The sequence below is a fragment of the Amaricoccus sp. genome (assembly GCF_017995835.1).
In the GTDB taxonomy this organism is placed as follows: domain Bacteria; phylum Pseudomonadota; class Alphaproteobacteria; order Rhodobacterales; family Rhodobacteraceae; genus Amaricoccus.
This window is the reverse complement of record NZ_JAGOID010000101.1, coordinates 1-10,777: the sequence shown is the minus strand read 5'-3', so window position 1 is coordinate 10,777 and position 10,777 is coordinate 1. Positions and strand designations below refer to the sequence as shown.

At 71.2% G+C, this 10,777-nt stretch carries 9 protein-coding genes; 7 read left to right on the top strand and 2 right to left on the bottom strand.

Annotated features, from left to right (window positions below; genetic code table 11):
* Together KBA23_RS13685 and KBA23_RS13680 are read left to right on the top strand one after the other, a co-directional pair.
* The coding region (locus KBA23_RS13685) for an FAD:protein FMN transferase (protein WP_290741849.1) at window positions 1-619 on the top strand (619 nt) is incomplete at its 5' end.
* 5 nt (window positions 620-624) lie between these two features.
* A complete protein-coding gene (locus tag KBA23_RS13680; protein WP_290741847.1) occupies window positions 625-2,538 on the top strand; it encodes a heavy metal translocating P-type ATPase in 1,914 nt (637 codons plus the stop codon).
* A 71-nt stretch (window positions 2,539-2,609) separates the two neighbouring features.
* Here KBA23_RS13680 and KBA23_RS13675 read toward each other — a convergent pair whose 3' ends face one another.
* Window positions 2,610-2,945 carry a metalloregulator ArsR/SmtB family transcription factor gene (locus KBA23_RS13675; RefSeq protein WP_290741845.1) on the bottom strand — a complete coding sequence of 112 codons (336 nt, stop codon included), beginning with the start codon at window positions 2,943-2,945 and terminating at the stop codon, window positions 2,610-2,612.
* A 98-nt stretch (window positions 2,946-3,043) separates the two neighbouring features.
* On the opposite strand from KBA23_RS13675, the gene KBA23_RS13670 reads away from it, so the two are divergent.
* The 4 genes from KBA23_RS13670 (at window position 3,044) to argE (ending at window position 8,814) form a co-directional block, all read left to right on the top strand.
* Window positions 3,044-3,244: a DUF2892 domain-containing protein gene (locus tag KBA23_RS13670; RefSeq protein WP_290741843.1), complete on the top strand. Its 201-nt coding sequence runs from the start codon at window positions 3,044-3,046 to the stop codon at window positions 3,242-3,244.
* Window positions 3,245-3,252: 8 nt separating this feature from the next.
* Window positions 3,253-4,203, top strand: coding sequence for an efflux RND transporter periplasmic adaptor subunit (locus KBA23_RS13665; RefSeq protein WP_290741841.1), 951 nt, complete (start codon window positions 3,253-3,255; stop codon window positions 4,201-4,203).
* A gap of 10 nt (window positions 4,204-4,213) precedes the next feature.
* Window positions 4,214-7,405 (top strand): efflux RND transporter permease subunit, encoded by a 3,192-nt coding sequence (locus KBA23_RS13660; RefSeq protein ID WP_290741839.1) that lies wholly within the window; start codon window positions 4,214-4,216, stop codon window positions 7,403-7,405.
* 254 nt (window positions 7,406-7,659) lie between these two features.
* Window positions 7,660-8,814, top strand: a complete 1,155-nt coding sequence (gene argE, locus KBA23_RS13655) for an acetylornithine deacetylase (RefSeq protein WP_290741837.1) — start codon at window positions 7,660-7,662, stop codon at window positions 8,812-8,814.
* On the opposite strand, the gene KBA23_RS13650 is transcribed toward argE, so the two are convergent.
* A complete protein-coding gene (locus KBA23_RS13650) occupies window positions 8,815-9,762 on the bottom strand; it encodes a LysR family transcriptional regulator (RefSeq protein WP_366935319.1) in 948 nt (315 codons plus the stop codon). It abuts the gene before it with no gap.
* Window positions 9,763-9,889: 127 nt separating this feature from the next.
* Here KBA23_RS13650 and KBA23_RS13645 point away from each other — a divergent pair.
* The coding region (locus tag KBA23_RS13645) for an NAD(P)/FAD-dependent oxidoreductase (RefSeq protein ID WP_290741835.1) at window positions 9,890-10,777 on the top strand (888 nt) is incomplete at its 3' end.

The following is a 10,777-nucleotide window of genomic DNA, read 5'->3' as shown; positions in this document are numbered from 1 at the left end:
GATGGCTACCCCGCGCTCCCCGGCGCACACCGCGCTCGACCTCGACCCCGGCGCGGGCCGCGTGCGCAAGCGCGCGCCGCTCGCGCTCGACCTCAACGGCATCGCAAAGGGCTACGGCGTCGACCGGCTGGCGCGGGCGTTGGAGGCGTTCGACATCCGCTCGGGCCTCATCGGGATCGACGGCGAGATGCGCGCGCTTGGGGCGAGGCCCGACGGCCAGCCCTGGACCATCGCCGTCGAGGCGCCGGACCGCGCGCGGCGCGCGCCGCATTCGATCCTCGCGCTTCGGGACGCCGCCGTCGCCACCTCGGGCGACTACCGGCACTGGGTCGAGGTCGGGGGTCGCCGGCTGTCGCACACGATGGACCCGCTCCGTGGCGCGCCGCTCCGGCAGCCCCCCGCCTCCGTCACCGTCGTCGCGCGGACCTGCGCCGAGGCCGACGCCTGGGCGACGGCGCTCATGGTGCTGGGTCCCGAGGCGGGCGCGCGACTGGCCGAGCGGCTCGGTCTCGACGCGCTGTTCATGGTGCGCGATGATACGGGCCGTATCCGCACTGCAACGGCCGGACGCCTGTTCTCGAAGGAGCCCATGGCAATGATCCCGGCCGAGGGGAGTTGAGCCGCGTGCAGCACACCAGTTCCGATCGCTTCAAGACCCTCCTCCTGCTGATCGCCCTCGCCGGGCTCGTGTCCGGCCTGGTCCTCCACGTCACGGACCGCGCCGATGCCGCCGACATCGCCTGGACGGCCGGGGTGGCGCCGGTGCTGGCGGCGCTCGTCGTCGAGATCCTGCGCAGCCTGTGGCGCGGCGAGGTCGGGCTCGACATCGTCGCGGCGCTGTCGATGTCGGCCGCGCTCGCCTTCGGCGAGACGCTGGCGGCGGCGGTGGTCGCGCTGATGTATTCCGGCGGCACCTTCCTCGAGAGCTTCGCCGAGGGCCGTGCCCGGCGCGAGATGCATGATCTTCTGTCGCGCGTCCCGCGCACCGCGACCCGGCACAGCAACGGCGCGCTGGAGGAGGTCGCGCTCGGCGACATCGTGCCCGGCGACCGGCTGCTGATCCGGCAGGGCGACGTGGTGCCGGTCGATGGCCGGATCGCCTCGAAGACCGCCTTTCTCGACACCTCGGCGCTGACCGGCGAGTCGCTCCCGGTGCGGCTCGGCGAGGGCGACGAGGCGATGAGCGGCTCGACCAACGCCGCCGAGGCCTTCGAGGTGGTGGCGAGCCGCATCGCCCGCGACAGCACCTATGCCGGCATCGTCCGCCTCGTCGAGGAGGCGCAGCGCTCGAAGGCGCCGATGGCGCGGCTGGCCGATCGCTGGTCGCTCGGCTTTCTCGCAGTGACCCTCGCCATCGCCTTCGCCGCCTGGTGGTTCACCGGCGACCCGATCCGCGCCGTCGCCGTGCTGGTAGTGGCGACGCCCTGCCCGCTGATCCTCGCCGTTCCGGTGGCGCTGGTCGCGGGCCTGTCGCGCGCGGCGCATTTCGGCGTCCTCATCAAGGGGGCGCGACCGCTCGAGGCGATGGCGCGCACCCGGACGCTGATCCTCGACAAGACCGGCACCCTGACCGACGGTCGCCCGCGGATCGTGTCGATCGAGAGCGCGGACGGCATGGCGGGCGAGGACATCCTGCGCTTCGCCGCGGCGCTCGACCAGGCCTCGAAGCATCCCGTCGCCCAAGCGATCGTCGCGTCCGCCCGGGCGCGCGGCCTCGACCTGCCCGTGCCGGACGCGGTGGTCGAGATCGCGGGCGAGGGCGTGGCGGGCGCCGTCGAGGGTCACGCGGTCGTTGTCGGCGGTGACGGCTTCGTCGCCGGCCGCGTCGGCATCGCCGCGGGCGTCCGTCCCGAACTCGCGGCGGGCGCGGTTCTGGTGGCGGTGGCGGTGGACGGGCGCATGGCCGGGCACCTCGTCATGTCGGATCCGCTGCGCACGGGGGTCCGCGACATGCTGGCGGGGCTGCGCAGCGAGGGGATCGGCCGCATCCTTCTCGCCACCGGCGACCGGGCGGAGGTCGCGGAACGCGTGAGCGAAGGCCTCGGCCTCGACGGGCTGCGCGCCGGCCTGACGCCGGACCAGAAGGTTCTCCTGGTCCTGAGCGAGCGCAAGGACGGCCCGGTGATGATGGTCGGCGACGGCGTGAACGACGCCCCCGCGCTCGCCGCCGCCGACGTGGGCGTGGCCATGGGCGCCCGCGGGGCCGCGGCCTCGGCCGAAGCCGCGGACGTCGTGCTCCTCGTCGACCGGATCGACCGGCTGGGGTCGGGCATCGAGATCGCCCGCCGCGCGCGCCGCATCGCGGTCGAGAGCGTCGTCGTCGGGCTCGGACTCTCCATCCTCGGCATGGTGGCGGCCGCCTTCGGCTATCTCACCCCGGTCCAGGGCGCGCTGTTGCAGGAAGTGATCGACGTCGCCGTCATCCTGAACGCGCTGCGGGCCTTGCGCATCACGCCGCGAGACTATGCGGCGCCGGTGTCCGGGGCGCGGACCGCGCAGGCCGAGGTGTCGCAGGGATCGCAGGGATCGCCGTCCTGAGCCGCCCGACCCGCGCCCGTTCCTTCGGCGAAGCCTGCGACACCTCGGCACCCGCGCAGCAGCCCGCGACGTCAGGCGCCGGTCTCGGAGTCCGGGCAGAAGATGGTGCGCAGCGCCTGGAGCAACTTCTCCACGCGCGGATCGCTGATGCGGTAATGGAGCACCTGCGCCTCGCGCCGCGCCGCGACCAGACCGTCAACGCGCAGTCGGGCGAGGTGCTGGGAGAGCGCCGACTGGCTCAGGCCGACCGCCTCGGCCAGCGCGCCCACGGACATCTCGCCCGCGAGCGCCAGCTGGCACAGTACCAGCAGACGCTTCTCGTTCGCCATCAGCCGCAGCGTGGCACTCGCCTCGGCGACCTTCCCCTGCAGGGCATCAATGTCGTTTTTCGTGTTCATCATGTACATTAGCTATTGCTAAATTAGCTATCTATCATATATCTGTCAAGCGCCGGAACGAGACAACCGGCCACACGCCTGACCGTCACCATTTCAGGAGAACCTCCATGACGCTCGACCGCTCCGTCCTCGCCTTCGCCGGCTCCATGGTGTTGCTCTCGGTCGCCCTGACCGCCTGGGTGTCGCCGCTCTTCGTCTGGCTTACCGTATTCGTCGGACTCAACCTCCTCCAGTCGTCCTTCACCGGCTTCTGCCCCGCGGCGGCGGTATTCCGCAAGCTCGGCATCAAGCCCGGCACCGCCTTCTGAGGCAGCCCATGCGCGTCCTGTTTCTCACCACAAGCCTCCTCGCGGCCGGCGCGGCCGAGGCCGGAACCCTGACGATCGCCGCCGAGGCGATCACCGAATGGAAGCCGGTCTACGGCACGGTAGAGCCGCGCAACGAGGTGCCGGCGCGGGCGCGCATCGGCGGTGTCGTCGAGGAACTGGTTGTCACCGAGGGTGACGAGGTGACTGCCGGCCAGCGCATCGCGACCGTGCGCGACGAGAAGCTCGGCTTCCAGATCGCCGCCTATGATGCCCAGATCGCCGCCCTGAAGGCGCAGCTCGCCACCGCCGAGACCGAACGCGAGCGTGGCGAGACCCTGATCGAGCGCGGCGTGACCACGCGCCAGCAGGTCGACCAGCTCCGCACCACCGTCGATGTCACCCGCGGCCAGCTCGCGGCCGCCGAGGCAGGCCGCGCCGTCGTCGCGCAGCAGGCGGCCGAAGGCGACGTGCGCGCGCCCGAGGGCGGCCGCGTGCTGACCGTTCCAGTCACCCGCGGCGCCGTCATCCTCGCCGGCGAGCCGGTGGCAACCATCGGCTCGGGCGGGTTGTTCCTGCGCCTCGCGGTGCCCGAGCGGCACGCGGCGGCGCTGATCGAGGGTGGCACCATCCGCATCGGCGCCGGCGGCGGCGCGACCGAGGGCCGCCTCGCCAAGGTCTATCCCGAGATCGCCGGCGGCCGGGTCACGGCCGACGTCGAGGTCGCCGACCTTCCACGCGCCTTCATCAACGCCCGCGTTCCCATCGAGCTGCCGGTCGGCGAGCGCGAGGCGCTTCTGATCCCTGCCGCCGCCGTCACCACCCGTTCCGGGATCGACTTCGTGACGGTGACCGAAGGCGGTACCGGGGTCGAGCGGGCGGTCGTGCTCGGGGAACCGGTCGGCGACCGGGTCGAGGTGCTGGCCGGCCTTCGCGCCGGTGACGAGGTGACAGTCCCATGAGTGAGCTCCCATGAGTGACGGGGCCCGCCTCGGCATCGCAGGGCGGCTGACGCGGGCGACGATCGCCTCGCCGCTGACGCCCTTGTTCCTGATCGCCGCCTTCGTCTTCGGCCTCCTTGCGCTCGTCTCGCTGCCGCGCGAGGAGGAGCCGCAGATCTCGGTGCCGATGGTCGACATCATCGTCCGCGCCGACGGGCTCCGGGCGGAGGACGCGGTCAAGCTCGTCACCGAGCCGCTCGAGACCATCGTCAAGGGCATCGACGGCGTCGAGCACGTCTATTCCCAGACCTCCGACGACCGGGCGATGGTGACGGCGCGCTTCGAGACCGGAACCCCGTCCGATGCCGCGATCCTGCGCGTCCACGAAAAGGTGCGGGCCAATATCGACCGCATCCCCGTCGGCATCCCCGAGCCGCTGATCGTCGGCCGCGGCATCGACGACGTGGCGATCCTCGCGCTCACCCTGTCGCCTACCCCGGAGGCCGCCGACCGCATCACCGCGAACGACCTCACCCGCATCGCCCGCGAGCTCCGCTCCGAGGTGGCGAAGGTCGAGAATGTCGGCCTCAGCTACCTCGTCGGCGAGACCGGCGAGATGCTGCGCATCGCCCCCGATCCCGACCGGCTGGCGCTCTATGGCGTCACCCTCCAGAGCCTCGCGGCCAAGGTCGAGGGCGCCAACCGCGCCTTCCCGGCGGGGACGGTGCGCGACGCGGGCGAGCAGATCGGCCTGCTCGCCGGCGAGACGCTGCGCACCCCCGAGGCGATCGGCAACCTGCTCGTCACCACCCGCGACGGCCGCCCGGTCTATGTCCGCGACGTCGCCGACGTCGGCTTCGCCACCGAGAGCGGCGCGCTGCTCGCCTCCACCGTTGTCCCCGGCGAGGCCCGCGCCCCCGCCGTCACCCTCGCGGTCGCCAAGCGCCCGGGCGCGAACGCCGTCACCGTGTCCGAGGCGATCCTCCACCGCGTCCAGGCGCTTGAGGGGTCGCTGATCCCCGCCGACATCCGCGCCGAGGTGACCCGCGACTACGGCGAGACCGCGAACGAGAAGGCGAACGAGCTCCTCTACCATCTCGGGCTCGCCACGGTGTCGATCATCGGCCTCGTCGTCATCGCCATCGGCTGGCGCGAGGGCATCGTCGTCGCCGTCGTCATCCCGGTGACGATCCTGCTCACGCTCTTCGCCTCGTGGCTGATGGGCTATACCCTCAACCGCGTCTCGCTCTTTGCCCTGATCTTCTCCATCGGCATCCTCGTCGACGACGCGATCGTCGTCATCGAGAACATCGCCCGCCACTGGGCGATGCCGGGCCGGCACGACCGCCGCCGGGCCGCCATCGAAGCGGTGGCCGAGGTCGGCAACCCGACGATCGTCGCGACGCTGACCGTCGTCGCCGCGCTGCTGCCGATGCTCTTCGTCTCGGGCATGATGGGCCCCTACATGAGCCCGATCCCCGCGAACGCCAGCGCCGCGATGATCTTCTCCTTCTTCGTCGCCGTCACCGTCACCCCCTGGCTGATGCTGCGCGTCGCCGGCCGCGCGCCCGCCGCGCACCACGATGATCACCACGCCAGCGGCGGCGCCCTCGGCCGTGCCTATGCCGCGGTCGCCCGCCCGCTCCTGAAGACACGGGCGCGGAGCTGGCTGTTCCTCGCCATCGTCGGCCTTCTCACCCTCGGCTCGCTGTCGCTCTTCTACACCCGGCACGTCACGGTGAAGCTCCTGCCCTTCGACAACAAGTCCGAGCTCCAGGTCGTCATCGACCTGCCCGAGGGCTCCGCTCTCGAGGCGACCGATGCCGTCGCGCAAGCCGTCGCGCGCACCGTGCTCGCACTGCCCGAGGTGCATTCGACGCAGGTCCACGCCGGCACCGCCGCCCCGTTCAACTTCAACGGCCTCGTGCGCCATTCCTACCTGCGCGCGAGCCCCGAGATGGGCGACGTCGCCATCAATCTCGTGCCGAAGGACGCGCGCGGCCGCGCGAGCCACGCCATCGCGCTCGACATCCGCGAGCGGCTGAAGGCGCTCGACCTGCCACCCGGCACCGTCCTCAAGGTGGTGGAGCCGCCCCCCGGTCCGCCGGTAATGGCGACGCTGCTTGCCGAGATCTACGGCCCGGACCCGGAGACGCGCCGCGCCGTCGCCGGCAAGGTCGAGGCCGCGTTCCGCTCGGTGCTCTTCGTCGTCGACGTCGACAACTCCTGGGGCGCGCCCGCCCGCCGGCTCCGCGCGGCGATCTCGACCGACGACGCCGACTTCTACCGCGTGCAGGAAGCGGACGTGTTCGACACCCTCGCCCTCCTCGGCGGCGGCCAGACCGTCGGCTACTCGCACCGCGGCGGCGGCCGCCAGCCGATCCCGATCCGCATCGAGCGCCCCGCGGGCGAAATGACCCTCGACGAACGCGCGCTGACGACGCCGATCCCGGCGAACGCGCTGCCCGGTGACCGCGGCGTGGTCGAGCTCGGCGACGTGGTGACGGTCGGCGCGGAACGGGCGTCCTTCCCCATCTTCCGCCACAACGGCCGCGCCGCCGAGATGGTGACGGCCGAGCTCGCCGGCGACTTCGAGGCGCCGCTCTACGGGATGCTCGCGGTCCAGGACGCGCTCGACGCCCAGGACTGGACCGGCCTGCCGAAACCCGCGATCCGCCTGCACGGCCAGCCCGAGGACGAGAGCACGCCGACGCTCCTCTGGGACGGCGAGTGGGAGGTGACCTGGGTGACGTTCCGCGACATGGGCGCCGCCTTCATGGTGGCACTCCTCGGCATCTACATCCTCGTCGTCGCCCAGTTCGGCTCGTTCAAGGTTCCGCTCGTCATCCTCACCCCGATCCCGCTCACCTTCATCGGCATCCTCGGCGGCCACTGGCTGTTCCACGCGCCCTTCACCGCCACATCGATGATCGGCTTCATCGCGCTCGCCGGCATCATCGTGAGGAACTCGATCCTGCTCGTCGACTTCATCCGCCACGGCCGCGCCCCCGACCAGCCGCTGACCGAGACCCTGATCGAGGCGGGCTCGATCCGCTTCAAGCCGATCCTGCTGACCGCGCTCGCCGCGATGATCGGCGCCGCCGTCATCCTGACCGACCCGATCTTCCAGGGCCTCGCGATCTCGCTCCTCTTCGGCCTCGCCTCGTCGACGCTGCTCACCGTCCTCGTCATCCCGGCGATCTACCGGGTCCTGCGGACCTGAAGCCTGGAGTCAATCTCGGGGGGCATGAACCGACAGGAGCGGTCCGCCCGTTTCTCGCGGCCGGTCCCGTGGATCGTCTCCGCGCGGACCGCCCGCGGGCCGGCCCCGATCCCGGGCCGAAGTCATGGCGTGGCGAGAAGCGCGTCGCAATATCAGTGAGGTGAGGTCAGGCCGAAGCCTGGCTTCGGAGAAGCCTCATGGTCATCCGACCATTTCCTGCGACAACGGCGCCCTGTAGTACGGAGCCGGGAGCCATGGACAGCATCACCATACTCGACCGGCTGATCGCCTTTCCGACGGTCAGCCGCGACTCGAACCTCCAGCTGGTCGGCTGGGCGCGGGAGCGACTCGCCGAACGGGGAGTCGACTGCTCGCTGGTGCATGACGCAACCGGCACCAAAGCCAATCTCTACGCCTCCATCGGACCGGCCGACCGGCCCGGGGTGATGCTGTCGGGACATACGGACGTGGTGCCGGTCGAGGGCCAGGACTGGACCGTTCCGCCATTCGCATTGACACGACGGGACGGGCGCCTCTACGGCCGCGGCGCGGCGGACATGAAGGGCTTCGTCGCCTGCGCGCTCGCCGCCGCGCTGCGCGCCACCGAACGGCGGCTCGCCGCCCCGCTGCGCCTCGCCCTCTCCTACGACGAGGAGGTCGGCTGCATCGGCGTGCGTCGCCTGATCGAGGCTTTGGCCGACGCGCCTGTCCGGCCCGCCTTCTGCATCGTCGGCGAGCCCACCTCGATGACGGTGGCGACCGGCCACAAGGGCAAGACGGCGCTCGAGGCGACCTGCGTCGGCCGCGAAGGCCATTCCGCGATGGCGCCCATGGCGCTGAATGCCTTGCACCTCGGCTGCGATCTCGTCGCGGCGATCCGGTCGCGGCAGGCAGAGATCGCCGCCTCGGGCCCCCGCGACGGCGATTACGACGTGCCCTACACGACGCTGCATGTCGGCCGCATGGCCGGTGGCACCGCGCTCAACATCGTGCCGAACCACTGCCAGCTCGACTTCGAGATCCGCAACCTCGCCGCCGACGACCCCGAGGCTTTGATCGCGACGCTGCGCAGCGACGCGGCCCGGATCGCCGAGGCCGCGCGAGCGCGGGCGCCCGAGGCGGATATCCGCATCGAGGTCCGCAACACCTATCCGGGCCTCGGCACCGCGCCCGACGCGGCGGTCGTCACCTTCGTCAAGTCGCTGACCGGCGCGAATGGCACGACCAAGGTCGCCTTCGGGACCGAGGGCGGGCTCTTCTCCGAGCGCCTGGGCATTCCCACGGTCGTCTGCGGCCCCGGCTCGATGGCGCAGGGCCACCGCCCTGACGAGTACATTGCCATCGACCAGATCTCGCGATGCGACGCCATGCTCGACGCGCTGCTCGACCGGCTGGCGGCGGGAATCTAGTTAGCGCGTCACCATGCCCGGGATACGGTCGTCGCCGATCGCCGATCGGCAATGATCCTCGAACGCCCGGAGGATACGCGGCTTGCGGTCGGTGCGCATGGTCGCGAGTCCGAGGGTCATCGGCCGGTAGCCGCCGTCGAGCCTCAGCAGCGCCAGGGCGTTCCCGTCCGGCGCCTGCTGGTTGCGAGGCCGGATGTTGACCAGAGCATAGCCGTAACCGTTGGCGACAAGGCTGCGCACCACCGCCATGTCGCGGGAGCGCTCGGCAATGCGCGGCCGCAAGTCGCTCGCCTGGAACAGTGACAGGAAATACTCGCGGCTGAGCGGCAGGTCGAGCAGGACCATAGGCTCATCGGCCAGGTCGGCGAGCGCGATGGTGCTTCGACCAGCCAAGCGGTGGGCGGCCGACACCATCGCGCAGGGCGGCAGCGCCGCCAGGGGCTCGAAGGCGACGTCCCGCGGGATTTCGAGATCGTAGGTGATGGCAACGTCGATCTCGGCCCGCCGGAGCATCTCGATCAGCCGCTCCTGGTTCGCCTCGGCCTGGGTCACCCGCGCCTCGGGGCACACCGCCTCGAAGCCGCGGCGCAGGGCCGCCAGCAAAATCGGCGCGAGGGTAACGAGGCAGCCGACGTTGATCGGCCCACGCGGTTTCTCTGCGATGTCGCTGGAGAGCTCGTGCAGCGCCTCGGCCGATTCGAGCAGGAGCTCGGCCTCGGCCAGGAACCGCCGCCCTCCGGGGGTCAGCGACAGGCCCTGAGCGTGCTGGCGGATGAAGAGCTGAATGCCGAACTCGGTCTCGAGCTGCGCGATGGCGGCCGAGATCGACGGGGACGAGACGTTCACCCGCTCGGCGGCCGCCGCGATGCTGCCCGCCCGGCCGACGGCGACGAAATACTCGAGCTGACGGAGGGTGAACCTGAGCGGCATCGCGGAAGGATGCGGCAACCCCGCCGCCAAGCCAAGCCCCGCATTAGGAACAACCTAATCAACGCCGCGCAAAACGATAATTTTCGTGCTCCCGCCGCTCGATTAGACGGTGCCGCGGAGACCGGGCGAGGGGAAGGACGCGGATATGCTGGTGGAGAAGGTGGACACGCTCGTCGTCGGCGGCGGCCAGGCCGGGCTCGCCATGAGCGAGCACCTGACGAAGCTGGGCATACCACATCTCGTCCTCGAACGAGACCGCATCGCCGAACGCTGGCGCACGGGGCGCTGGGACTCGCTCGTCGCCAACGGCCCGGCCTGGCACGACCGCTTCCCGGGCCTGGAGTTCTCCGACACCGATCCCGATGCCTTCGTCTCCAAGGAGAAGGTCGCGGACTACTTCGTCGCCTACGCCCAGCATATCGCCGCCCCGATCCGCTGCGGCGTCGAGGTGAAGGAGGCACGGCGCAACGCCGATCGCCCCGGATTCCGGGTCGAGACCTCGGAGGGGGTGGTCGAGACGAACAGCGTCGTCGCCGCCACCGGCCCGTTCCAGCGCCCCGTCGTCCCAGCGATCGTCCCCGAGGATGCCGGCTTCCTTCAGATCCACTCCGCCGCCTACCGCAATCCCGGCCAACTCCGCGACGGGGCTGTGCTGGTCGTCGGCGCGGGTTCCTCGGGCGTGCAGATCGCCGACGAGCTCATACGGGCGGGCAAGCGCGTGTACCTCTCGGTCGGTCCACATGATCGTCCGCCGCGCGCCTATCGCGGCCGCGACTTCTGTTGGTGGCTCGGCGTCCTAGGCAAATGGGACGCAGAGACCCCGGGCCCTGGTACCGAGCACGTGACGATCGCGGTCAGCGGCGCCCACGGCGGGCAGACCGTCGACTTCCGGCGGCTCGCCGAGCAGGGCATGACGCTGGTCGGTCGGACGGAAGCCTACCGGGACGGCGTGATGAGCTTCGCCCGTGACCTCGCGGAGAACATCGCGCGGGGCGACGCCAATTACCTTTCGCTTCTCGACGAGGCCGACGCC

Coding starts and splice junctions, on each gene's coding strand:
- KBA23_RS13675 (WP_290741845.1), bottom strand. CDS start 2,945: ATGTACATGATGAACACGAAAAACGACATTGATGCCCTGCAGGGGAAG.
- KBA23_RS13670 (WP_290741843.1), top strand. CDS start 3,044: ATGACGCTCGACCGCTCCGTCCTCGCCTTCGCCGGCTCCATGGTGTTG.
- KBA23_RS13665 (WP_290741841.1), top strand. CDS start 3,253: ATGCGCGTCCTGTTTCTCACCACAAGCCTCCTCGCGGCCGGCGCGGCC.
- KBA23_RS13660 (WP_290741839.1), top strand. CDS start 4,214: ATGAGTGACGGGGCCCGCCTCGGCATCGCAGGGCGGCTGACGCGGGCG.
- argE (WP_290741837.1), top strand. CDS start 7,660: ATGGACAGCATCACCATACTCGACCGGCTGATCGCCTTTCCGACGGTC.